Source organism: Vibrio sp. D431a (assembly GCF_030248655.1).
GTDB lineage: Bacteria > Pseudomonadota > Gammaproteobacteria > Enterobacterales > Vibrionaceae > Vibrio > Vibrio alginolyticus.
In genome coordinates this window covers 46,539-69,938 of record NZ_JAHGAP010000013.1, presented here as the reverse complement: position 1 = coordinate 69,938, position 23,400 = coordinate 46,539, and the positions used below count along the sequence as shown (strand labels likewise).

Here is a 23,400-nt window from a genome sequence, read left to right as displayed (position 1 = left end):
GAGATGAAAGGATTCAAAACTCTAGCCGCTGGTCTACTAGCGAGCTTATTTATGGTTTCAGGCGTACAAGCAGAAACGCCTAAAAACCTATCTGAACTACTCAAAAACGTAAAATCAGAAAGCATCGTTGAGTCAAAAGAGAACAAAGCCCGTGAAGCTGAGTTCAAGAACAACCGAGATAAGCAAGCAGCATTATTGCAACAGGCTCGTGAAGAGCTAGCTTCACAGCAAGCACTGGGCGATCAACTTAAAGCGACATTTGATGAAAACGATAAGCAGCTGACTGAACTAACAGAAACCTTACGTGTTCGCTCTGGTACTTTGGGCGAAATGTTTGGTGTGGTCCGCCAATATGCGGGCGAGTTTAAAGGCTTATTTGCAGCCTCTCAAAACGCAGTTCAGTTCCCAGAGCGTGACGCTCTACTAACGAAACTGGCTGAAAGTAAAGAACTGCCATCAACACAAGAGCTAGAAGCATTCTGGCATACCATTCTTCAACAAGTGGTTGCCTCAGGCGAGACAGCAACAACCCAAGCAACGGTTGTTTATGGCGAAGGTAAAGAAGCGGTTCGCGATGTTACTCTTGTCGGTGAATTTAACGCGATTGCCGATGGTAAGTACGTTACTTATGTACCTCAAACAGGTAAGTTCGAAGAACTCTCTCGACAGCCTCGCACCAATATTACACGTCATGTTGCGGGCTTTGAGTCAGCGTCAAACAGCTATGAGCCACTGTTTATTGACCCATCCCGTGGTGTAATTCTGTCTCTACTTGTACAAAGCCCTACCGTTCAAGAACGTATTGATCAAGGTGGCATTGTAGGTTACGTCATCCTTGGTATGGGTGCAGTTGGCGCTATCATTGCTCTAGTTTGCTTCCTACGCCTTCAAGTGATTGGCGGTAAAATGCGTAAGCAAGCGAAATCAGAAACCGTGATTCCTGGTAACCCTCTGGGTGAAGTTATCCAGGCTTACCAAGAGCACAAAGGTGACAACCTTGAAGATCTTGAAGCGAAACTGGACGAAATCATCCTACGTAACGCGCCGAGCATTGAACGCTTCATCAGTTCAATCAAGCTATTTGCTTCTGTAGCACCTCTACTTGGTCTACTGGGTACGGTAATGGGCATGATCGGCACATTCCAAGCCATTACTCTGTTCGGTACCGGCGATCCTAAACTGATGGCTGGCGGTATTTCTGAAGCTCTTGTTACAACCATGTTAGGTCTGGTTGTCGCAATTCCATTACTGTTCCTTTACACCATCGTACACAGTAAAGGTCGTCGTTTGGTTCAAACTCTTGAAGAACAGAGTGCAGGCTTCATCGCTCGCTATCAGGAAAAACTACATAAAGCCGAAAGCTAAGGAGGCGTTATGTGGTGGTTAGTTGGAGAACTTGAATCAATTAGGCGCTTCTTGGGAATGGGTGGCGATGTACTCGTCGCCATCTTCATCCTCAGCTTTATGCTGTGGGCAGTATTGTTAGAACGTTGGTTCTATTTTGCTGCCGTCGCTCCAAAAGCCATGAAAAAAGCCGTTGGCTCATGGCAGGGGCGATCAGAGCACCAGAGCTGGAACGCTAAGATGATCCGACAAGAAATTGTTTCTCGTCAGGACATTGAGAATAAAAAGGGCCTGCCAATCGTGAAAGTGTTGATTGCGCTTTGTCCCTTACTGGGTTTGCTCGGCACCGTTGTTGGCATGATCCAAGTATTCGACATCTTAGCGGTAACAGGAACAGGAAGCCCTCGAGCAATGGCCTCGGGGATCTCAAAGGCAACAATCCCAACGTTAGCCGGGATGGTGGCTTCTCTATCAGGACTGTTCTTTAGTTCACGTCTTGATCATTTAGCCAAAGTCACAACGCAAAAGCTGGAAGATAAGCTAAAGCATATTGCCTGAGTAAATGGAATTAGAGGTATAGGTCATGAAAAGACGCTATAGCAGTGATAGCAGTGATGAAACCGCTATCGATATGACACCGATGCTCGACATCGTATTCATCATGTTGATCTTCTTTATCGTAACAACATCGTTCGTAAAAGAAGCTGGTCTAGAAGTAAACCGCCCGACGGCAAGCTCTGCGCAAACCGTGAAAAAAGGTAACATCATGGTCGCAGTTGGTGCGGCGGGTGATGTTTGGGTTGATAAACGCCGCATCGAAGTGGACGCGGTTCGCGCGAATATTGAACGTCTTCGTGCAGAAAGCCCTGATGGCGCAGTTGTTATCCAAGCCGACACAGAAGCAAATGCTGGCGTAGTCGTGAAGGTTATGGACCAGATCAAAATGGCAGGTGTAGAAAGCATCTCCATTGCCGCAACCAATAAGGATTAAGCTTATGCGGTATCTGGCCTCAATTGCACTGGCGCTCATTGTCTCCCTCGGGTTGTTCTGGGGGATGGACAAGCTAGTAAACAAAGAGCGCCACGAGTTAGTGTCGAATGATGACCTGCGTATGGTCGAGTTTATTCGCATTAAACCAGACGAAAAAATACAGGAGAAAAAACGCGAACTTCCAAAGCCACCACCGCCTAAGCGTCCGCCGCCGCCGCCAGAAATGAAAGTGACAGCGACAGTAAAACCGGTGATGGAGCAGACCCCAATGGATATGCCAAAGCTTGACCTACCCGTAAATGTTACAGGTGGTTCGGTGCTTGGACATTATAGCCAGGGTGGAGGTGCGCAACTCGCGGGTAGCGGAGGTCCAACACCTCTAGCGACATTCCAACCTCAAATGCCTAGGAAGGCTGCGAAAGCAGGAATAGAAAAAGGGGTCGTCTTATTAGAGTTTACTGTCAACGCACGTGGTGCCGTAGAGGACATCAAAGTTCTTAAAGAGCAACCACGACGCTTAGGCCTCGGTCGAGCGGCAAGAAAAACAGTCTCTAAATGGACATTTAAACCAAAATTGGTTGACGGGAAACCTGTTAGCTCGCGCCTATCGCAAGAAATAGAGTTCTCAACCAATTAAGGAGTCACGATGAAAAGTTTATGGAAAAGCAAAGTGGCTTCTTTAATTCTCTTCGCAGGAGTGGCAATGGCCGCTCCTACGATGGCAAAAGAAGCTCCTCAGTTATCAGATCGGACATTTCGAACCGTTAACAAAGTGCAAGAGTTGATCGCAACTGAAAAATATTCAGCAGCGAAAGAAAAACTAGCAAGCGCTTTAGAAAGCACAAGTTCGAAAAAATACGACCGAGCAGTTTTACTTCAGCAGACTGGCTTTTTGTATTCGCTACAAGACAATTATGTGCAAGCAGCAAAATACTTTGCCGAAGCATTACAGCTCGACGCACTTCCCGTTCCTGTTGCTCAACAAGTTCGCTACAGCTTGGCTCAGCTTTACCTAGCTGAAGAAAAGTATACGTTGTCTGTAAAAACGATGAAGGAATGGTTCAAGGTTGCAGAAACAACCAAAGAGAAGCCTCAAGCTCATGCTTATATCACGTTAGCGAGCGCTTATGTTCAGTTGGAAGATTACAAAAATGCAATCCCGCCAACCAAAAAAGCCATCGCGATGAGCAAGAGCCCAAGTGAGTCTTGGTACTTAATTCTCGTTGCATCTCACTACGAGTTAGGCCAGCTGAAAAGCGTTGCCAGTGTACTCAAAACTCTGACTTCAAAGTACCCTCAGAAAAAGCGTTACTGGATGCAACTTTCTGGTGTCTACATGGAGCTAGGTCAAGAGCGCAACTCTCTAGCCACCCTAGAAATGGTTTACAAAATGGGGAAACTAGAAGGAGAGAAGGAATATTTACGCTTTGTAAACTTCTTGGCTTATCAAGGTATTCCATATAAAGCAGCCAAAACTCTTGAAAAGGAAATGGCAGCTGGAAACATTGAAAAGACGAAGGAAAACTATGACCGCCTAGCCAGCTTCTGGCAGCAAGCTAAAGAGCTAGATAAATCAATTCTCGCTTATAAAAAGTCATATAACCTCGCTCCTTCTGCTAAAACGCAAATTCAGATTGCTCGCTTAATGATACAAGACAAGCAGTATTCTGAAGCAACTCGTTTTGTAGAAAGCGCGGCATCCAGTGCCTCTAAAGAGCAAAAGGCAGAACTTGAATACATTCGCGGGATGGCCTATTTCGAGCTTAAGCAGCCACAAAAGGCCTTGCAGGCGATGAAAGGCGCTGCTCAATCGCCAAAATTCAGGTCAACCGTTAGCCCTTGGATAAATTTCCTAGAGTCTCAAGGATAATTCGAAGATTAAGTGTGAGTCAGTCGCACGCCTGGGGAAGTGAAAGCTTCCCCTTTTTTCCGTTTTATCTTTATTAACCCCTATTTTTAACCAGAGTCACTCACGCAAGCCAAATCGGGACTCTAAACCTAAAGTCAGCACACTAAACGGTTGTAGAAATGGTTTTAATAACAGAGTGCGCGGATGGTAAGTCCTGTATCACGCTCCTTCTTCGCTGTTTAGGAACACTCTGGCGTAAGTAACTATTTCATCTGAGACGATCACAGACAGAAAGATCAACTGGTAACAAAATAGAGATCATGATACTCTTCGCCTCCATTTTTCTGGCGTGATTATCACCAATACCCACCCCTTTGGTGGTTGATTTCTCAATGCCAGTGCTATCGTTATAAGAATGTCGAACTTTCCTTCGGCACTCAATCAATCCAATCAAAAGTGGAACAGTACAATGGGCAAAGGTACTCTCTATATCGTATCTGCACCTAGCGGCGCAGGTAAATCTAGCTTGATCTCAGCGATGTTGGAACGCAACCCAACCTACGCAATGAAAGTGTCTGTGTCTCACACCACGCGCAACATGCGACCTGGTGAAGAAAATGGTGTCCACTACCATTTTGTAGCGAAAGATGAGTTTGAAGCCCTGATCGCTAAAGGTGACTTCCTAGAATACGCAGAAGTGTTTGGTAATTATTACGGCACATCTCGTGTATGGATTGAAGAAACACTAAATAAAGGTATCGACGTTTTTCTAGATATCGACTGGCAAGGCGCACGCCAAATCCGTGAACAAATGCCAGAAGCCAAAAGCATCTTCATCCTGCCACCATCAAACGGTGAGTTAGAGCGTCGCTTGAACACTCGTGGTCAAGATAGCGATGAAGTGATCGCAAAGCGTATGGCTGAAGCCAAGTCGGAAATCTCTCATTACAACGAGTACGACTACGTGATCGTAAACGACGATTTTGATACCGCTTTGATGGATTTTAAAGCTATCTTGCGTGCTGAAAGATTGAAGGAAGAAAAGCAAGCTGCTAAATATAAAGGTATGCTTGACGCGTTGTTAGCAGAGTAACTTCAAAAAAGTCACGCTGTAAAACATAAAGAATTTCCCGTTTTTTGCCCAGTGCGAAAAACACAATAAACTACCTGAGAAAGTCCACAAACGGTGGCTTGTCTAATTGCTAGTAAATAAAGTAGTTAGGTTGTATACTTTCTCGTCATTCTAAAATTTTAGTTAACTATTTGGAGTCCTCATGGCACGCGTAACTGTTCAAGACGCTGTTGAAAAAGTTGGCAACCGTTTCGACCTAGTACTGATTGCGGCTCGCCGCGCTCGTCAAATGCAAACTGGCGGTAAAGATGCACTAGTGCCAGAAGAGAACGATAAGCCAACGGTTATCGCTCTACGCGAAATCGAAGAAGGTTTAATTACTAAAGAAGTTCTAGACGCTCGTGAACGTCAAGAACAGCAAGAGCAAGAAGCGGCAGAGCTAGCGGCAGTAAGCAGCATCGCTCACAACCGTTAATTCTGACTTTAGAATTCAACAACCTCCCGGGCCTATAATTTGTATCTATTCGATAGCCTCAAAGACGTTGCCCAAGAATACCTAACAGAGCCTCAGATTGAGGCTCTGCGTCAATCTTATGTGGTAGCGAGAGATGCCCATGAAGGGCAAACCCGCTCTAGCGGTGAACCATACATCATCCACCCTGTCGCAGTGGCTCGTATCTTGGCCGAAATGCGCCTTGATATCGAAACCCTCCAAGCTGCTTTGCTGCATGACGTCATTGAAGACTGTGATGTAACTAAAGAAGATCTCGAAGAGAAATTCGGCAACACTGTCGCAGAATTGGTTGATGGTGTATCTAAACTGGACAAACTCAAATTCCGCGATAGGAAAGAGGCTCAGGCTGAGAACTTTCGTAAGATGGTTCTGGCCATGGTGCAAGATATCCGCGTCATTCTGATCAAACTGGCTGACCGCACGCACAACATGCGTACGCTTGGCGCGCTTCGACCAGATAAAAAGCGTCGTATTGCTCGTGAAACGTTAGAAATTTACGCGCCCCTCGCTCATCGTCTTGGTATTCACAATATCAAAACTGAACTCGAAGAGTTGGGCTTTGAGGCGCTATATCCCAACCGCTACCGCGTACTGAAAGAAGTGGTTAAAGCCGCACGTGGTAATCGTAAAGAGATGATCCAACGCATTCACAGCGAAATAGAAGGCCGTCTGCAAGATTTTGGCTTGAATGCTCGCGTCGTTGGTCGTGAGAAAAACCTGTTCTCTATCTACAACAAGATGAAAACCAAAGAACAGCGCTTTCACACCATCATGGATATCTATGCGTTCCGAGTCGTTGTTGATACCGCTGATACTTGTTATCGCGTTTTAGGCCAAGTACACAGCTTGTATAAGCCACGTCCTGGTCGCATGAAAGATTATATCGCGGTACCAAAGGCGAACGGCTACCAATCGCTACACACTTCCATGGTTGGTCCACACGGCGTACCTGTTGAAGTTCAGATCCGTACTGAAGATATGGATCAAATGGCGGACAAAGGTGTCGCGGCACACTGGTCTTACAAAGACAAAGGCGACAAGTCTGGCACCACTGCGCAAGTAAAAGCTCAGCGTTGGATGCAAAGCCTGTTAGAGCTACAACAAAGCGCGGGTAACTCATTCGAATTCATTGAAAACGTAAAATCCGATCTTTTCCCAGATGAGATTTACGTCTTCACACCAAAAGGTCGTATCGTTGAATTACCTTTAGGCGCAACGGCTGTCGACTTTGCCTATGCCGTACATACCGATGTAGGCAACTCTTGTGTTGGTGCTCGTGTTGATCGTAACCCTTACCCATTGAGTAAGGCATTGAAAAACGGTCAGACAGTGGAAATTATCAGTGCCCCTGGTGCGCGTCCGAATGCGGCATGGCTAAACTATGTCGTGACTTCTCGTGCCCGCACTAAGATTCGACAAGTACTGAAAACGATGCGTCGTGAAGAGTCGATTACTTTAGGTCGTCGCCTACTTAATCACGCACTTGGCCGTCACTCGATTGATTCAATTTATCCAGAAAATATCCAAGAAGTCTTGAATGATCTTCGCCTAGAAAGCATCGATGATTTATTGGCTGCTATTGGATTGGGTGAGTTGATGAGCATTGTGATCGCACGTCGTCTCCTTGGTGACACCGAAGAGCTCACGACAACAAGTTCAATCCCAACGGACTCGAAGAAGAAGCTTCCGATTCGTGGCGCAGAAGGCTTATTGCTGACGTTTGCAAATTGTTGTCATCCTATCCCAGATGATCACATTATTGCTCACGTATCGCCTGGTCGTGGTTTGGTTGTTCACCGAGAAACATGTCCGAACGTTCGTGGTTATCAGAAAGAGCCAGACCGTTATATGGCTGTCGCTTGGTCTGAAGACTACGATAAAGAGTTCATTGCTGAACTTAAAGTCGACATGCTTAACAACCAAGGTGCTCTTGCAGAACTGACCAACGTGATCTCGAAAACAGGATCAAACATTCATGGCCTTTCAACGGAAGAACGTGATGGTCGTTTATACACTGTGACTGTGCTGTTGACGACGAAAGATCGTGTCCACCTTGCTGGTATCATGCGTAAGATTAAGGCAATGCCTCAAGCAACCCGAGTCAGACGCAGAAAGAACTAACCTCTATCGCCACCTACTCTGTTAGGTGGCGATTTTTTATACCTCAATAAATATGAACCTAGAACGTTACAACCGTATTCACCAAGTCCTAAAAACTCGCCAAACTGATCTGACACTTTGTCTCGAAGAAGTACATAAGCCAAACAACGTCTCTGCTGTGATCCGCACCGCTGACGCGACAGGCTTACACAAAGTTCACGCAATTTGGCCAGACAAAATGCGTACGCTGAGCCATACCTCAGCTGGCGCGCGTAACTGGGTTGAAGTGGATACTCACGATTCGATTGAAACTGCGATTACCGAACTCAAAGCGCAAGGTATGCAGGTTTTGGTGACCAATCTTTCGGACACCGCCGTCGATTTTCGCGAGATCGACTACACCAGACCAACGGCAATCATTTTAGGCAGTGAAAAAGTTGGCGCTTCGGAGCAAGCCAAACAGCTTGCCGAACAAGACATTATTATCCCAATGGTGGGCATGGTGCAGTCACTAAACGTATCGGTTGCCAGTGCCGTAATTTTGTATGAAGCGCAACGTCAACGTGAAGCCGCAGGCATGTACGACCGAGAAGAAAGCGCTCTGCCTAAAGAGACAATCAACCGTATTCTCTTTGAACGTGGTCACCCAGTGCTGGCAAAGGTCGCGAAACGAAAAGGGCTCGTTTACCCACCACTCGATGAAGAAGGTCAAATCATCGCCGATGACGCGTGGTGGCAAGAGATGCAAAGCAAGTAACAGACTTTCGTCATCCTGAACGGCGGCGAAGGAGCGTGGTTCAGGATCTAATTCTCAAATATACAGATGCTGATAGTGTTAACTTCAGCGACATACTTGTTGGAAATAGAATCCTGATGTCGCTAAAGCTCCTCGGAATGATAGGTGATCAGTCAAATCATGACACTAACTAAAGCATGACTATTTTTTCCTGTACAAAAACACAGCTCCATGGTTAACATACTGCTATGTTAACCATTTTCTTGAGCCCTCTATGTCCGCCCAAATGTTATCTGCCGTCCCATTAACCTCCCTTTCTGGAGTTGGCGCGAAAGTCGCAGAAAAACTCGCCAAAGTTGGCTTACATAGCGTTCAAGATTTGCTGTTTCACCTTCCGTTACGCTACGAAGATCGTACTCGTATTTACCCTATTGCCAAACTGCATGCTGGCCTTTGGGCAGCCGTGCAAGGTAAGGTCATGGCAGTCGACACTATCTTCGGTAAGCGCAAAATGCTAACGGTAAAAATCAGCGACGGTAATGGCACTATCACGCTGCGCTTTTTCAACTTTACCGCAGCCATGAAGAACAATTTCACGCAAGGTAAGTTAGTACATGCTTACGGTGAAATTAAGCGCGGTGGCGTGGGCTTGGAAATTGTTCACCCTGACTACAAGTTTTACGTCAGCGAGCAAAAGCCCGATGTAGAACAGAGCTTAACCCCTGTTTATCCCACCACCGATGGTTTACGCCAAATCACATTACGCAACCTTACCGAACAAGCTTTAGCCCTGCTTGATAAAACCGCAGTGCAGGAATTACTTCCAGCGGGGTTGTATGACCATCAAATCACGATGTCGCAAGCGCTGCACACCATTCATCGCCCACCACCAACCATTAATTTAGATGAGTTTGACGAAGGCAAACATCCTGCCCAAATCCGCTTGATCATGGAAGAATTGCTCGCACAAAACTTATCGATGCTAGCGGTGCGTAGCAAAGGTCAGAAGGATTCAGCGCTACCTCTCGGTCCTTGTAATAAACTAAAAACGCAGCTTTTAGCCCAACTGCCTTTCTCTCCTACAAACGCTCAAACCCGAGTAGTACAAGAGATTGAAGCCGATCTAGAAAAACCGCACCCAATGATGCGATTAGTGCAAGGCGATGTTGGTTCGGGGAAAACGTTGGTTGCCGCTTTGGCCGCTGTTAGAGCCATTGAGCATGGCCATCAGGTGGCACTCATGGCGCCAACCGAACTATTGGCCGAGCAACACGCTATCAACTTCGCAAACTGGTTTGAAACAATGGGCATTCAAGTCGGTTGGTTAGCGGGCAAACTCAAAGGTAAGGCAAAGGAAGCCGAGCTGGCTCGTATTGCCAGTGGTGAAGCGCAAATGGTAGTGGGTACTCACGCGCTATTCCAAGAGCACGTTGAATTTCATCACCTTGCTTTGGTCATCATTGATGAACAGCACCGCTTCGGTGTCCATCAGCGATTAGAATTGCGTGAAAAAGGCGCAAAACAAGGCGCCTATCCACATCAGCTCATCATGACAGCAACGCCGATTCCGCGAACGTTAGCCATGACTGCTTATGCTGACTTAGAAACGTCGGTGATTGATGAGTTACCGCCAGGTCGAACACCAATCCAGACTGTCGCGATTCCAGATACCAAACGCAATGATATCGTCGAACGTGTCCGAAATGCCTGCTTAAACGAAGGCAAGCAGGCATATTGGGTGTGTACCCTGATTGATGAGTCGGAAGTATTAGAAGCGCAAGCCGCGGCAGATACCGCAGAAGAGCTTCAACGTAAGCTACCGGACGTAAAAATTGGTCTAGTACACGGACGAATGAAGCCGGCAGAGAAACAAGCGGTGATGCAAGATTTCAAAGACAATAAACTGCATTTGCTGGTCGCAACGACAGTGATTGAAGTTGGTGTGGATGTGCCAAACTCTAGCTTGATGATCATAGAAAACCCTGAACGTCTTGGTTTGGCACAATTACACCAGTTAAGAGGTCGCGTGGGCCGAGGTTCCGTTGCTAGCCATTGTGTGCTGCTGTACCACTCTCCGCTGTCAAAAACCGCGCAAAAACGTCTCGGAGTACTACGTGAAAGTAACGATGGCTTCGTCATTGCGCAGAAAGACCTAGAAATTCGCGGCCCTGGAGAACTATTGGGTACAAAGCAGACAGGTCTTGCTGATTTCAAAATCGCAGACTTAGTTCGAGATCAACGCCTGATTCCCGAAGTTCAGCGTATTGCGCGTCATATTCATGACAATTACCCGACTAACGCAACAGCGATTATCGATCGCTGGTTGGGTGAGCGGGATATTTACTCCAAAGCGTAATGATTGAAAGCGAGCCAAATGGCTCGTTTTTTAATACGCCAAAAGCAAACGTTTGCTTTTTGAGAAAATCTCTCTATAATCGCGCACAAATTTTTAAGTGTGTTAGATCACACTCCACCAACCTGAGTTGACTCTGATTAACAGCAATCACAGGTAACGACGTCAACTCCACCCTGCTCTCCCATTCAGCGAGAACTAGGGAAATATTGCGACTAGCGAGACAAACAATGACAACTTCAAACCGATCTTCGGAACTGGTCTATCAACTCAACGATCGACCACCTTTGCCTCAAACCATTTTTGCCGCACTTCAGCACTTATTGGCGATGTTCGTCGCGGTTATCACTCCGTCACTGATCATCTGTCAGTCTTTGGGTGTACCAGCAGACCAAACGAATACCATCATCAGCATGTCTTTGTTTGCGTCAGGCGTGTCTTCGTTTATTCAAATTCGCACCGTTGGCCCAATTGGCTCTGGTTTGCTCTCTGTTCAAGGCACCAGCTTTAACTTTTTAGGTCCTATTATTGGTGCAGGCCTATCGCTGAAAGCCGGTGGAGCAGACATCAGTACCATGATGGCTGCCATTTTTGGTACGATTTTAGTCGCATCATTTGCAGAAATTTTCCTATCTCGCGTATTGGAGCATGCCCGCCGAATCATCACTCCGCTCGTTTCAGGCATCGTCGTCACTCTTATCGGTCTCACACTGATTCAAGTCGGCTTAGTATCAATGGGCGGTGGCTACGCAGCATTAAATGAAGGAACCTTCGGCAGCTTAGACAAACTTGCTCTGGCTGGAACCGTACTTGGATTAATTGTGATTTTAAACCGCTCGAAAAACCCATACATCCGTGTGGCTTCAATCGTGATTGCGATGCTAGTGGGCTACATCATGGCGTATTTTATGGGGATGGTAGATACTTCTCAGCTAGGCGCAACCGAGATCGTAGCACTGCCCGTACCAATGCAATATGGCTTATCGTTTGACTGGTCTCTGTTCATTCCGCTGGTACTGATTTTCTTTATTACCGCACTAGAGGCCATCGGTGATATTACCGCAACATCTGAAGTGTCTGGTGAGCCAGTAAAAGGCCCAGTGTACATGAAACGCATTAAGGGCGGTGTGTTAGCAGACGGCTTAAACTCTGCAATCGCAGCCGTTTTCAACAGCTTCCCGAACTCAACGTTTAGCCAGAATAACGGCATCATCATGCTAACAGGAGTCGCGAGCCGCTACGTGGGTTACTTTATTTCAGGCATGTTAGTGATTCTTGGCTTGTTTCCTGGCGTCGCTAGCTTTGTTCAGTTGATTCCTGAGCCAGTACTTGGCGGCGCAACGATTGTCATGTTTGGTACGATTGCTGCCGCTGGTGTGCGTATTATCTCTCGTGTTGAGCTCGATCGCCGCGCAATTCTGATCATGGCCTTATCCTTCTCAATGGGACTTGGTATCGCACAAAAACCAGAGATCCTGCAATTTATGCCAGAATTTATTAAGAGTATTTTCTCAACTGGTGTTGCAGCAGGTGGCATCACAGCGATCATTTTAAATCTACTTCTGCCAGAGAAACTGGAAGACGAAGATGAACTTCCTCAGGAAGTGAAAGAGTCTTAAGATTATTGAGAATAAGAAAAGCCCAACCTATTTAGGTTGGGCTTTTTGTTTAAAGGGTGCAGGCCATCGACTTACTTGGTAGGAAAGCTGATTTGAGCGATTAAACCGCCTTCACTGCGATTACGCATCACCACAGAGCCTGAATGCTGGCTGATTATGCGCTTCACAATCGCCAACCCTAGCCCAGTGCCTTCACTACCGCGAGCGGTGTCACCACGCGTAAAGGGTTCAAATAACCTCGCGATTTGAGAATGCTCGATACCCGGTCCGTTGTCCTCTACTGAAATCCACACTAGCTGCTTATCTGCTGTCACACCAGTGCTGATTTTGACCCAGCCATTGCCATAACGTAGCGCATTCACAACTAAGTTACTGATCGCCCGCTTAATCGCAATCGCACTTCCTTTGGCTGGCGGCAAGTTAAGATTAAGATCTGTTTCAATTTCAACCTCATAACCACCTTCAGAACTGGCGACATCACTGGCAATCGTACTGATATCAACCGCTTCAAACGATTCTTGGTTCACCGGTTTGAGGTAATCCATAAACTGACTGATGATCTCATTACATTCTTCCGTATCGCTAATGATCCCCTCCGCAAGATAGCTGTCCTCAGGAGACATCATTTCTGTCGCTAGGCGAATACGCGTCAGAGGTGTTCGTAAGTCATGACTAATCCCTGCCATTAATAAGGCTCGGTCTTCTTCTAGCTCTTGAATACCTTTCGACATTTGATTAAAGGCTCGAGTTACAGAGCGAATCTCCGATGCGCCTTTCTCTGCTAAGGGGGGCGGGATCTCACCTCGACCGACGTCTTTCGCGGCTCTCTCTAAAGCCAAAAGTGGACGGTTTTGCAAACGAATAAACAACCAACCACCTGCAATGATCAGCAGCGCCATAATCAAGCTGTTACGAAACAGCGGGGCAAAATCTTCTTCTTGCAGCTCAGATAACGGAATACGAATGATGGAGTTCGGCAACTTTTCGATGTGCATCCACAAAATGTAACTTTCATCGCCAAGCAATAAGCGCACTTCTGTGGGCGAACCCAGCTCTTGGCTCATTTCTTCAGACATCAAATCAATCGACATTGCGTGATGAAATTCAATCGCCTTATCGCTATCGAGACTATGAACCGTCACCCCTAATCTTTCTAACAATTGACGCCTTAACGGTGCATCAGACTTTAAAGGTCCTTCATCATCAAGCACCAAATTGAGCTCATGGGCGAGAATTTTATTGAACTGCTGCAAACTCGGCATCAACGCGTAGTTAAAAACGGCGTAGTAAGAGAAAACTTGGCTCGCGAGAAGCAAAGAGATGAACAGCAGAATAGATTGTGTCAGTGAACTTCGGATGCGCATGGAACGTTCCTAGTGGTCCTAATCGCGAAATTTCAGCCTTCAAAGGGAAGGTAATGAAGGCTGAAGTTGCTATAGCCAAGTGCTGGCTATGGAGTGAAGAGATTACACCTCTTTGCCGTCTGGGACGAAAACATAACCTAGGCCCCACACGGTTTGAATGTAGCGCGGCTTGCTCGGATCGTCTTCTAACATGCGACGTAAGCGTGAGATTTGTACGTCAATAGAGCGTTCCATTGCAGAATATTCACGGCCACGCGCCATGTTCATCAATTTATCTCGTGACATTGGCTCACGCGCATTCATCACGAGCGCCTTTAGGACAGCAAACTCTCCAGAGGTGAGTGGCATTGCCTCGTCACCGCGGAACATCTCGCGAGTGCCTAGATTGAGTCGGAACTCCCCGAACTCCACCACTTTTTCTTCCGTGCTTGGTGCACCCGGCAACTCTACAGTTTGGCGGCGTAATACTGCCTTGATGCGAGCCAACAATTCGCGTGGGTTAAACGGTTTTGGCAAATAATCATCCGCCCCTACCTCAAGACCTACGATGCGGTCCACTTCATCACCTTTCGCGGTGAGCATTAAGATTGGCAACATATTGTTCGCGTGGCGTAGACGACGACAAATTGACAAACCGTCTTCACCTGGCAACATTAGGTCCAGCACCATTAAGTGAAAGTTTTCGCGCGTTAGTAGGCGATCCATCTGTTCGCCATTGGCGACACTTCGTACCTGAAAACCTTGCTCAGAAAGGTAACGCTCCAATAGAGCACGTAAACGAGCATCGTCATCAACCACTAAAATTTTATGATTTTCTTGCATTGAAACATCCTTTCAGAAGCGTCTATTGTCGAAAATGTATCACTGTTTTTCCTAACGTGCTCAAGCAAATTGTTACTCTTTTTATCTTAAGCGCTTTATTCTCTCTCTAGCAGGTATTTTCAGCACCTACTATTGACCATAATTCCATTCCAGTTCACGTTTGGCCTCAAGCAGCTCTTGCTGTGCCTCAGCCAGCTTGTGACGTTTTTTCTCAATTTTGTCTGCTTTCCCTGAATGCTGAGCTTCGACTAATTCTTCCTCTCGCTCCTCAACTTCTTTAGTCTTTTCTTCCACTTCTGTTTGCAGCTCTTGGCGCAGCTCACCTTCCGAGCATTCATTCTGGATAGCGGAAAGTGCTTGCTCCAAGCCTTTAATTCGATGTTCATTACCTTGCGCTTTTGCATACTCGAGCTGCTGCTCTACCGCTAACTCTTTAGCGTCACAGCCTTTCACTTCATCTTGAGCAAAAACTGAAAGTGAGAAACCTATTGTTAGTGCAGCACTACACATGACTGCTTTGTTCATTTTACTTCTCCGAGAAAGGCACCATGCCTTTATACCAAATATTCTGACGTTGAGACCCAAGTCACTCCTAGTGAACTTCATGAGACTTGAATCGGTGATAAAGCCTCAGTCTTCCGAGGCCGGTTGAATATATTCAATTGAGTTGATGAACCACTCTTTTTCACCTTCTGGGGTGCGTACCGTGAACTCTTCATCCACTTGTTTTTTCAACATCGCTCGCGCCATAGGTGAATCGATAGAGATGTAGTCTTTCGCATCGCCATAAATCTCTTCAGGCCCGACAATACGAAACTTTTTCACTTCTCCTGCCTCATTTTCTATTTCCACCCATGCACCAAAAAAGACTTTGCCTTCTTGTTGCGGAGAATAGTCAACGATCGTGACTTCTGGCAGGAATTTACGAAGGAAGCGGACACGACGGTCGATCTGACGGAGTAAACGTTTATTGAAGGTGTAATCCGCATTTTCTGAGCGATCGCCCAGGCTCGCCGCCCAAGTGACGATCTTGGTGATTTCCGGGCGCTTTTCATTCCAAAGGTAATCATGCTCTTGTTTGAGTTTGTTGTAACCTTCTCGTGTAATCAGCTTAGTTTTCAAATTAACTCCTATCTCAACTAAAAAATGCTGCTCTTTGGCAGCATTAAGGAGATGATATACCCAAAGATCCAATGTTGTTCAGGCTTTGGGTATCAAGGTGATAAGGCGGCCAGAGTGTTACTTTTCGTAATCCGGTTTTTGCGTCACGATGTAATTCGTATCACTCGAAACAACCGCGCCATGTTTTAGGAAGTTTTTACCTAAAATCATGCTGTAATGGAAGCGACCTCGGTCCTGTAAGTTGACTCGGATCTTCTTCTCTAATTCGCCAAGCTTAACATGCATTTCAACCACAGGGCGTACGTTCGCTTTCTCGCCTTTCTTAGCTTTAATACGCATGACATCAACAACAGGCTTGGTAAACGCCTGTTTCATGCCAAGATCGTTCTCATAGGTAAAGCTCACCATGTCTTTGCCGTCTTTCTTAAACTGCTTGATGTTCTTAGCATTGATTGAGCTTACATCTGCACCCGTGTCTAACTTCACAGGGAAAGACATCCCCTCAACTTCAGCCACTTCGATATGGCCAGCTTTGAAAAGTGGCCTTGCATCTAGTAGATGGTCTGCGCGAGTGTTCAGCAACACACCACCCTTGGCTATGTCATGACCAAAGACGAAAAAGGGTTGAGTGTCACCCTCATCAAGCACATCGAGCGCAAACTTCATTGATGTGTCTTTTCTACCGAGAAGAAAGTCTCCTTCGACAACAGGGCGAACCGCGCTGCCAACCTTGAGCTTTTTCAACACTGGTTTGGTGATTTTTTCTTCTTTCCCCTCATCGTTCATTAAATAAAACGTGACGGATTCATCCTTACCTTTTTCTGTTACTTCAAACCCATTTACACGCAGTAATGGCGTTTTCACAGTAAAAGTGGGGTAAGCAGGGACGGTATAACCATCAATGGTGACCTGTTCTTCTGGTGAAACGACAAGAGGTTTTGATTTGAGTGCGCTTTTGAACGTTTTTTCTACGCCACCCAGTAGATTTTCTCTGTCCGTATCAATAACAAAGTGCTGACTCGCGACGTCCCGACCTAAGCGAATTTGCGAACTGAACTTACTGCGATCACGCAGATACACCAACCAACGTTGAGTTTCATTTTCGCCGACTTTGACGGGTAAATAGACTAAAGGGCGCTCGCTTTTGGTCGTTTTCAGCATTCGTACCAAGGGTAATGTCATTGGATGACGCTTGCCATTCTCGCCCTCTAACATAAAAGAGACTTCGTTATGCTTTTTGTCTACCTTGATGTCCAGTGCATGGACGTTGGTATAACGGCTAGAAGTTGAGATGCTGATCTTATATGGCACACCTTCGACTTCAACCGTCTCTTTTTTGCCAATCATTTTTGCGCGTGGCTGTTCTTGAAGGTAATCGTAACCAGCGAAGACCCATGCGTTATCATCGAGATAGGTTTTACCAATCAAGATAGGAGAAGAGAATTGCGTACGCTTGGTCAGGTTCACTTCCGTATCAACGGTGTGACCAGCGATTGTCATCGGCATTTTTATTGTCGGGCGTAGGATGGGCTTTTTGCTTGTTCGACTGCGAATCGCGCTCACTCTTTCCAGATCATCGGTAATCTGTATTTCCTTCCCTGTATAAGGGTGAGGAACCGTAAAGCTAACCTTTACTTGATATGGCTTAAAGCTGTCGGCGTCCCACTTTGCCTTCGTACCACCTAAGTCATCGACAATCGCCCAAAGTAACTCGTTATCTTTCAAATCTTGGTAATCTGGGTGTGAGCTACTGACATGGATATTCTCCGCATGCATCGATGTCGTATCTGCACCAGTATCAATCTTGCCAATAAATGGCACCGCTTTTAGTTCCGGAATGTCACTGTAGTAGACGCTCTCCACACGCCCTAGTACCAATTTGTTATCGAGCTGATAAACGGGAGCTTGTGTGGTTCCTGAGATAGACTGCGCCCAACTAAGCGGGGCGACAAGTAAGGCACTCGTAAGCGCTAACGCCAAAGACATTTTTTTCATCATGATTATCCGTATAAGCCGAGGTACATTTAGTGATATCAACAACCGTGGAATTAGGTTAGTCGATAACTGCGGATATAAGTTCTCAATTTAATTACAGTTTTGACATAAATCTGACTGATGTCCACCAGCGCCCGGTAAATTTTTGCCTCGTTAATTTAAAACATTGCAAATTCTTCGAACGACCCCAATGTTCTATACAACCAAAACTGAATTAAAAGAGAAAACACGGATGAGCCAAGCTATCTGTCGCATGATTGCTCAAGAACTGAATGTTCGCCCAGAGCAAGTCAACGCCGCTGTCACCCTAATTGATGATGGCAACACTGTCCCTTTTATTGCACGTTACCGCAAAGAGGTGACGGGGGGCCTTGATGATACCCAGCTTCGTACTTTGGACAGCCGTCTGTCTTACCTTCGTGAAATGGATGATCGCCGTCAAACCATCCTCAAATCAATCCAAGAGCAAGGTAAACTGACGCCAGAGCTAGAACAAGAGATCGCGCAGGCAGACAGCAAAACTCGTCTTGAAGACTTATACCTACCTTACAAACCCAAGCGTCGTACGAAAGGTCAGATCGCGATTGAAGCTGGTCTTGAACCACTCGCAGATCAGCTTTGGAATCATCCACAAACCAAGCCAGAAAGCGAAGCAAGCAAATACCTTGATGCAGACAAAGGCATCGCAGACACCAAAGCTGCATTGGATGGCGCTCGCGCGATCATCATGGAGCGCATCGCAGAAGACGCAAACTTACTGGAAAAAATTCGCAACCACTTAAATCGCAATGCGGAACTGGTCTCACGAGTCGTTGAAGGTAAAGAGCAAGAAGGCGAGAAGTTTAAAGATTACTTCAACCACAACGAGCCCCTAAGCAAAGTGCCATCGCACCGAGCACTGGCGATGTTGCGTGGCCGTAACGAAGGCTTCCTGACATTGGCAATGAATGCTGATCCAGAACAGGAAGAAGGCGCTCGTCAGTCTTACTGCGAAACGATTATCGCCGACCATTATGGCGTGACACTTAGCAGCGCACCTGCGGATACCTGGCGTAAGCAAGTGATCAGCTGGGCATGGCGCATCAAAGTATCGATGCACATGGAAACCGAGCTAATGGGCGCAATGAAAGAGCGCGCTGAAATCGAAGCGATTGAAGTATTCGCCACTAACCTAAAAGACTTGTTGATGGCAGCACCGGCTGGCCCTCGTGCAACACTTGGTCTCGATCCGGGTCTGCGTACAGGTTCAAAAATCGCGGTTGTCGACTCAACAGGTAAAGTGCTTGCAACCGAAACCATCTACCCTCACCCACCACAAAAACAATACGACAAGTCAGCACAAATCGTTGAGCAGTTGGTGCGTAAGTACAACGTGGATTTGATTGCGATTGGTAACGGTACGGCTTCACGTGAAACCGACAGCTTTGTCGCAGACGTCATCAAACGTGGCAACCTGAAAGTTCAGAAGATCATCGTAAGTGAAGCGGGTGCATCGGTTTACTCAGCGTCTGAGCTTGCAGCAAAAGAGTTCCCGAATATGGACGTATCACTGCGTGGTGCAGTGTCGATTGCACGTCGTTTGCAAGATCCATTGGCTGAACTCGTGAAAATTGATCCGAAATCTATTGGTGTGGGTCAATACCAGCACGATGTAAGCCAATCTATGTTGGCAAAACGCCTAGATGCGATTGTGGAAGACTGTGTAAACGCGGTTGGTGTTGATGTGAACACCGCTTCTGCGGCGCTACTGACGCGCGTAGCAGGCTTATCAAGTACCATCGCGCAGAACATTGTCGACTTCCGCGATGAGAACGGCCGCTTCGAAGCACGTACAACCTTAAAGAAAGTACCTCGTTTAGGTCCTAAGGCGTTCGAGCAGTGTGCAGGCTTCCTACGAATCATGGATGGTAAGAACCCACTTGATGCGTCTGCGGTTCACCCAGAAGCGTACCCAGTGGTCAAAGCGATTTCTGAGAAGAACAACAAAGATATCAAAGCACTGATTGGTGATTCAAGCTTCCTTAAAGGTCTGCATGCGGTCGATTACACCGACGATAACTTCGGCGTTCCAACCATTACAGACATCATCAAAGAGCTGGATAAGCCGGGTCGTGACCCACGTCCAGAATTCAAAACGGCGACGTTTGCAGAGGGTGTAAACTCGGTATCTGACTTGGAACCGGGCATGATTCTAGAAGGTGTGGTATCGAACGTAGCCAACTTCGGTGCCTTCGTTGATATCGGCGTTCACCAAGATGGTCTCGTACACATCTCTGCACTGACAGATCGTTATGTGTCTGACCCACGTGAAGTGGTGAAAGCGGGCGACATCGTCAAAGTGAAAGTGATGGAAGTTGACGTGCAGCGTAAACGTATTGGTCTATCGATGCGTATGAACGACGAACCGGGTCAAGACAACCGTAGCCAACGCTCATCAGCAGCGCCGCGTCGTAATGACCAACCGCAGCGTCGTCAGCCTCGCCGTGATGATTCGTCATCGAACAGCGCGATGGGCGGTGCATTTGCTGCAGCGTTTGCTAAAGCGAAAAAGTAATCTTACCTAGGCTTCACCGCTAACGAGCTTTCATAACTAAAAAGAAAACGCTCCAATCAGTCAACCTGCTTGGAGCGTTTTTGTTTGAGTAGGATATTGAGTCGTCATAATACTGCTATCACTTCTGACGGGGTATGGGGAGCGACTGCATGACCATAATGAAACTTGATCACCTTCCTGCGCTTTTCCATTAATCCTTCATTGATCGCAGCATCCAAAATGCGCTTTGGTAAGCGAAAGCGGATCGCGTAGCCTTTCCCCTGGTCTTCACTATACGATTTGAGCGCAAGCAAACTAAAAAGCCGTTCTAGTGTATCTTCCGGCTCTTCTTGATAACGCGTGTCGACTTCCGTTTCCATATCATAATCAGGATGCTCTGAAGGATCCCAAGAAGACTGACGTCGGCGCTTGTCGTCACCTTTTACTTTTCGCTCTGCATTGGTTTTGGCCAATGCGACCGTTGGCGTTACAGGCTCTCGGACTTTATTGTCGCGAGCTGCTTGTTCCGTCTGCACATTCACGGATGGGGCGATCAGTGGCACACTTACGTTGGTCGGTGACACAATCATTGCGAACCCTCCTCAGAGTCGCCCAACTCGTCAATATGGCTTAGCTTTATTGGCTAATAAAACCTCACCACCCTTTATATCGACCACTTTTTAAACAACTTGAGGTATTTCCGCTCGTACTTGCTCAATCGTGAGCAAACTCTCGGATTTGAACACAAAATTCGTCATGTTCGGTGATAAAAGGCGCATGAGAGGACTGATTAAAAACAAACTGCTGGGTATGAGGCAACTGTTCACTTAAATCGTTAGCTACTTTAATTGGCACCAACCCATCTAAACGGCCATAAAGACGCAACATTGGAACAGAAAGAGACGTCAACGCATCGCGCAGATCCACATCAGCAAGGATGTTTAGCCCAACCAACAGCGATTCAGGGTTTGGCTGAGGGCGCGATAGTACCGCTTGCTTGAGCTGTTTAACGTCTTTACGCGCTGATGGGCTGCCCATCGCTTGCAACGCCATAAAGCGCTCAATGGTCAGTGAGAAATCTTCTAGCAACTGAGAGGTGAACGCACTCAGTACATTCGGTTGAATGCCACGCCACGGTTTTTCTGCGGCAAATTTAGGTGAGCTGGCAACCGTAATCAACTTAGCCACGCGCTCGGGCATATTTAATGCCACATGCGTCGCCACTAAACCTCCGAGGGACCAACCAAGCCAAATCGCTTTCTCTGGCGCACCTTGCACCACCAAGTTAGCAATATGGTCTAAATCTTCAGCATGAGATTCGGCGCTATGTCCGTACCCCGGAAGGTCAACCACATGAACTCGGAAATAAGGTTGAAGAGACTCGACTGTCTGCTGCCATACCGCACCATTCATGCCCCAACCATGAAGTAACACCAAATCTGGTCCCTGACCAAATGACTGCCAGTGTAATTTCGTGCTCATGCTCTCAATCTCTCCCACTTATTTTATTCCCTACGGCTTCAGCCAAACGTTAGGCTGAGTAAAATATCACCATGAATAAACGCTATGTTATCTCATCACTGGCAAAACATCATGCATCGCGTATTGAGCAGTCAATGCGGCCTGTGTCGGTTCCCTATTCAAACACCAAGCCACACAAATACTCTGCGCTGGTGCGAGCACTGTTTAAAATACCTAACTCCGGTAAAACGATGTCAACGCTGCGGTTTATCATTACAGAAAGAAGAAATGAGTACGGATAGTATTTGTGGTGAATGTCTTTCAAAGCCACCGCCATGGCAAAGGCTATACACGTTAGGCGATTACGACTTTCCCCTTTCACGGGAAGTACAACGCTTTAAAGATCACGGAGAGTCTTGGCATGTAAAAGCATTAACCGAGCAACTGGCACAGCGCATCACCACGCCAGCTCCAATCATTACCAGTGTGCCATTGCACTGGCAGCGTTACCTGCGCCGGGGTTTTAATCAAAGTGATGTTTTAGCCCGACACCTCGCCAAGCAATTGCAGACTAATTTTGATGCGAAGGTCTTTCGTCGAGTAAAGCTCGCCCAATCACAGCGTGGTAATACCAAAGCAAGCCGTGAACAAAACTTAAAAGGCGCGTTTATTCTCAATAAGCGCCCTCACTCTTCCCATGTTGCCATCGTCGATGATGTAGTCACCACAGGCAGTACCGTCCGACAATTATGTCATTTACTACTTGAAGTTGGCGTAGAAAGCATCGATATTTACTGCATCTGCAGAACACCTGCTCCTCGTTCTCTCTAGATCGCTTCGCCATGCCTTAGCATCAAAAAGACTAGACCCATACGTCAACAAGAGTAGAATAGCAGCAGTAACCTACAAATTTACTCGGGTATTCGTCGTGTCAAATATTACTATTACAGAAACTGCGCAAACGCATTTCGCTAACCTTTTAGGTCAACAACCTGAAGGCACTAACATTCGTATTTTCGTTGTGAACCCAGGTACACAAAACGCTGAGTGTGGCGTGTCTTACTGCCCACCAGAAGCAGTAGAATCGACCGACACTGAACTCTCTTACAGCGGTTTTTCAGCTTACGTGGATGAGCTAAGCCTGCCATTCCTTGAAGACGCTGAAATCGATTTTGTTACCGATAAAATGGGCTCTCAGCTAACGCTAAAAGCACCTAACGCTAAAATGCGTAAAGTTGCGGACGACGCACCACTGGTTGAGCGCGTTGAGTACGTTATCCAAACTCAAGTCAACCCACAACTTGCTGGCCACGGTGGTCACGTAAACTTGGTTGAGATCACTGAAGACGGTGTTGCGATTGTTGCATTTGGTGGCGGTTGTAATGGCTGTTCTATGGTTGACGTAACACTAAAAGAAGGCATCGAGAAAGAGCTGCTAAACCAGTTCATTGGTGAACTAACCGCAGTTCGTGATGCTACAGAACATGACCGTGGTGATCACTCTTACTACTAAGAGTAAACACTG

At 46.7% G+C, this 23,400-nt stretch carries 21 protein-coding genes; 14 read left to right on the top strand and 7 right to left on the bottom strand.

Features of this window, described 5'->3' with window-relative positions; genetic code table 11:
• The first annotated feature begins 3 nt into the window (after positions 1-3).
• The 11 genes from KJB35_RS10810 to KJB35_RS10760 all read left to right on the top strand — a co-directional run bounded on the left by KJB35_RS10810 (position 4) and on the right by KJB35_RS10760 (position 12,578).
• Positions 4-1,365, top strand: coding sequence for a MotA/TolQ/ExbB proton channel family protein (locus KJB35_RS10810; RefSeq protein ID WP_005384750.1), 1,362 nt, complete (start codon positions 4-6; stop codon positions 1,363-1,365).
• A gap of 9 nt (positions 1,366-1,374) precedes the next feature.
• Positions 1,375-1,902, top strand: coding sequence for a MotA/TolQ/ExbB proton channel family protein (locus tag KJB35_RS10805; RefSeq protein ID WP_005379363.1), 528 nt, complete (start codon positions 1,375-1,377; stop codon positions 1,900-1,902).
• A gap of 25 nt (positions 1,903-1,927) precedes the next feature.
• Positions 1,928-2,335, top strand: a complete 408-nt coding sequence (locus KJB35_RS10800; RefSeq protein ID WP_005379359.1) for a biopolymer transporter ExbD — start codon at positions 1,928-1,930, stop codon at positions 2,333-2,335.
• A 4-nt stretch (positions 2,336-2,339) separates the two neighbouring features.
• Positions 2,340-2,972 carry an energy transducer TonB gene (locus tag KJB35_RS10795; RefSeq protein WP_005379353.1) on the top strand — a complete coding sequence of 211 codons (633 nt, stop codon included), beginning with the start codon at positions 2,340-2,342 and terminating at the stop codon, positions 2,970-2,972.
• Between the two features lie 9 nt (positions 2,973-2,981).
• Positions 2,982-4,205 (top strand): lipopolysaccharide assembly protein LapB, encoded by a 1,224-nt coding sequence (locus KJB35_RS10790; RefSeq protein WP_005379348.1) that lies wholly within the window; start codon positions 2,982-2,984, stop codon positions 4,203-4,205.
• A 448-nt stretch (positions 4,206-4,653) separates the two neighbouring features.
• Positions 4,654-5,277, top strand: a complete 624-nt coding sequence (gene gmk / locus KJB35_RS10785) for a guanylate kinase (RefSeq protein WP_005379347.1) — start codon at positions 4,654-4,656, stop codon at positions 5,275-5,277.
• A gap of 181 nt (positions 5,278-5,458) precedes the next feature.
• Positions 5,459-5,731 (top strand): DNA-directed RNA polymerase subunit omega, encoded by a 273-nt coding sequence (rpoZ, locus tag KJB35_RS10780; RefSeq protein ID WP_005379346.1) that lies wholly within the window; start codon positions 5,459-5,461, stop codon positions 5,729-5,731.
• A gap of 39 nt (positions 5,732-5,770) precedes the next feature.
• The gene (gene spoT, locus KJB35_RS10775; protein ID WP_005379340.1) at positions 5,771-7,891 is read left to right on the top strand and encodes a bifunctional GTP diphosphokinase/guanosine-3',5'-bis pyrophosphate 3'-pyrophosphohydrolase; all 2,121 of its coding nucleotides are present in this window, start codon (positions 5,771-5,773) and stop codon (positions 7,889-7,891) included.
• A 52-nt stretch (positions 7,892-7,943) separates the two neighbouring features.
• Positions 7,944-8,627, top strand: coding sequence for a tRNA (guanosine(18)-2'-O)-methyltransferase TrmH (gene trmH / locus KJB35_RS10770; protein ID WP_005379339.1), 684 nt, complete (start codon positions 7,944-7,946; stop codon positions 8,625-8,627).
• Between the two features lie 253 nt (positions 8,628-8,880).
• Positions 8,881-10,962, top strand: coding sequence for an ATP-dependent DNA helicase RecG (gene recG / locus KJB35_RS10765; protein WP_169644338.1), 2,082 nt, complete (start codon positions 8,881-8,883; stop codon positions 10,960-10,962).
• A gap of 227 nt (positions 10,963-11,189) precedes the next feature.
• On the top strand, positions 11,190-12,578 hold the full coding sequence (locus tag KJB35_RS10760) for a uracil-xanthine permease family protein (RefSeq protein WP_005379335.1): 1,389 nt from the start codon (positions 11,190-11,192) through the stop codon (positions 12,576-12,578).
• A 71-nt stretch (positions 12,579-12,649) separates the two neighbouring features.
• Here the strand turns inward: KJB35_RS10760 and envZ are convergent, their stop codons facing one another.
• The 5 genes from envZ to KJB35_RS10735 form a co-directional block, all read right to left on the bottom strand.
• A complete protein-coding gene (gene envZ, locus KJB35_RS10755; RefSeq protein ID WP_017820700.1) occupies positions 12,650-13,942 on the bottom strand; it encodes a two-component system sensor histidine kinase EnvZ in 1,293 nt (430 codons plus the stop codon).
• A gap of 102 nt (positions 13,943-14,044) precedes the next feature.
• Positions 14,045-14,764: a two-component system response regulator OmpR gene (gene ompR, locus KJB35_RS10750; protein WP_005379333.1), complete on the bottom strand. Its 720-nt coding sequence runs from the start codon at positions 14,762-14,764 to the stop codon at positions 14,045-14,047.
• Positions 14,765-14,893: 129 nt separating this feature from the next.
• The gene (locus KJB35_RS10745) at positions 14,894-15,289 is read right to left on the bottom strand and encodes a DUF1090 domain-containing protein (protein ID WP_005379332.1); all 396 of its coding nucleotides are present in this window, start codon (positions 15,287-15,289) and stop codon (positions 14,894-14,896) included.
• Between the two features lie 105 nt (positions 15,290-15,394).
• Positions 15,395-15,886: a transcription elongation factor GreB gene (greB, locus tag KJB35_RS10740; RefSeq protein ID WP_053307281.1), complete on the bottom strand. Its 492-nt coding sequence runs from the start codon at positions 15,884-15,886 to the stop codon at positions 15,395-15,397.
• A 117-nt stretch (positions 15,887-16,003) separates the two neighbouring features.
• Positions 16,004-17,884: a RimK/LysX family protein gene (locus KJB35_RS10735; protein WP_086013892.1), complete on the bottom strand. Its 1,881-nt coding sequence runs from the start codon at positions 17,882-17,884 to the stop codon at positions 16,004-16,006.
• Positions 17,885-18,113: 229 nt separating this feature from the next.
• Here KJB35_RS10735 and KJB35_RS10730 point away from each other — a divergent pair, with 229 nt between their 5' ends.
• Entirely contained in the window at positions 18,114-20,435 is a 2,322-nt protein-coding gene (locus tag KJB35_RS10730) for a Tex family protein (RefSeq protein ID WP_213907970.1), read from the top strand.
• A gap of 104 nt (positions 20,436-20,539) precedes the next feature.
• Here KJB35_RS10730 and KJB35_RS10725 read toward each other — a convergent pair whose 3' ends face one another.
• Both KJB35_RS10725 and bioH read right to left on the bottom strand, forming a co-directional pair.
• On the bottom strand, positions 20,540-21,004 hold the full coding sequence (locus tag KJB35_RS10725) for a hypothetical protein (RefSeq protein WP_005379316.1): 465 nt from the start codon (positions 21,002-21,004) through the stop codon (positions 20,540-20,542).
• Positions 21,005-21,128: 124 nt separating this feature from the next.
• Positions 21,129-21,896: a pimeloyl-ACP methyl ester esterase BioH gene (gene bioH, locus KJB35_RS10720; protein ID WP_005384724.1), complete on the bottom strand. Its 768-nt coding sequence runs from the start codon at positions 21,894-21,896 to the stop codon at positions 21,129-21,131.
• 84 nt (positions 21,897-21,980) lie between these two features.
• Between bioH and KJB35_RS10715 the strand changes: the two genes are divergently transcribed.
• On the top strand, positions 21,981-22,706 hold the full coding sequence (locus KJB35_RS10715; protein WP_213877190.1) for a ComF family protein: 726 nt from the start codon (positions 21,981-21,983) through the stop codon (positions 22,704-22,706).
• A 97-nt stretch (positions 22,707-22,803) separates the two neighbouring features.
• Entirely contained in the window at positions 22,804-23,388 is a 585-nt protein-coding gene (gene nfuA, locus KJB35_RS10710; protein WP_005379313.1) for a Fe-S biogenesis protein NfuA, read from the top strand.
• Positions 23,389-23,400: the final 12 nt, after the last annotated feature.

What these genes read in the sequence shown, in the direction of transcription:
- ompR (WP_005379333.1), bottom strand. Translation starts at nt 14,764, where the DNA reads ATGCAAGAAAATCATAAAATTTTAGTGGTTGATGACGATGCTCGTTTA.
- KJB35_RS10735 (WP_086013892.1), bottom strand. Translation starts at nt 17,884, where the DNA reads ATGATGAAAAAAATGTCTTTGGCGTTAGCGCTTACGAGTGCCTTACTT.
- trmH (WP_005379339.1), top strand. Translation starts at nt 7,944, where the DNA reads ATGAACCTAGAACGTTACAACCGTATTCACCAAGTCCTAAAAACTCGC.
- KJB35_RS10805 (WP_005379363.1), top strand. Translation starts at nt 1,375, where the DNA reads ATGTGGTGGTTAGTTGGAGAACTTGAATCAATTAGGCGCTTCTTGGGA.
- KJB35_RS10800 (WP_005379359.1), top strand. Translation starts at nt 1,928, where the DNA reads ATGAAAAGACGCTATAGCAGTGATAGCAGTGATGAAACCGCTATCGAT.
- KJB35_RS10730 (WP_213907970.1), top strand. Translation starts at nt 18,114, where the DNA reads ATGAGCCAAGCTATCTGTCGCATGATTGCTCAAGAACTGAATGTTCGC.
- envZ (WP_017820700.1), bottom strand. Translation starts at nt 13,942, where the DNA reads ATGCGCATCCGAAGTTCACTGACACAATCTATTCTGCTGTTCATCTCT.
- KJB35_RS10715 (WP_213877190.1), top strand. Translation starts at nt 21,981, where the DNA reads ATGTTATCTCATCACTGGCAAAACATCATGCATCGCGTATTGAGCAGT.
- KJB35_RS10795 (WP_005379353.1), top strand. Translation starts at nt 2,340, where the DNA reads ATGCGGTATCTGGCCTCAATTGCACTGGCGCTCATTGTCTCCCTCGGG.
- KJB35_RS10810 (WP_005384750.1), top strand. Translation starts at nt 4, where the DNA reads ATGAAAGGATTCAAAACTCTAGCCGCTGGTCTACTAGCGAGCTTATTT.
- rpoZ (WP_005379346.1), top strand. Translation starts at nt 5,459, where the DNA reads ATGGCACGCGTAACTGTTCAAGACGCTGTTGAAAAAGTTGGCAACCGT.
- bioH (WP_005384724.1), bottom strand. Translation starts at nt 21,896, where the DNA reads ATGAGCACGAAATTACACTGGCAGTCATTTGGTCAGGGACCAGATTTG.
- KJB35_RS10725 (WP_005379316.1), bottom strand. Translation starts at nt 21,004, where the DNA reads ATGATTGTGTCACCGACCAACGTAAGTGTGCCACTGATCGCCCCATCC.
- gmk (WP_005379347.1), top strand. Translation starts at nt 4,654, where the DNA reads ATGGGCAAAGGTACTCTCTATATCGTATCTGCACCTAGCGGCGCAGGT.
- recG (WP_169644338.1), top strand. Translation starts at nt 8,881, where the DNA reads ATGTCCGCCCAAATGTTATCTGCCGTCCCATTAACCTCCCTTTCTGGA.
- KJB35_RS10745 (WP_005379332.1), bottom strand. Translation starts at nt 15,289, where the DNA reads ATGAACAAAGCAGTCATGTGTAGTGCTGCACTAACAATAGGTTTCTCA.
- KJB35_RS10790 (WP_005379348.1), top strand. Translation starts at nt 2,982, where the DNA reads ATGAAAAGTTTATGGAAAAGCAAAGTGGCTTCTTTAATTCTCTTCGCA.
- KJB35_RS10760 (WP_005379335.1), top strand. Translation starts at nt 11,190, where the DNA reads ATGACAACTTCAAACCGATCTTCGGAACTGGTCTATCAACTCAACGAT.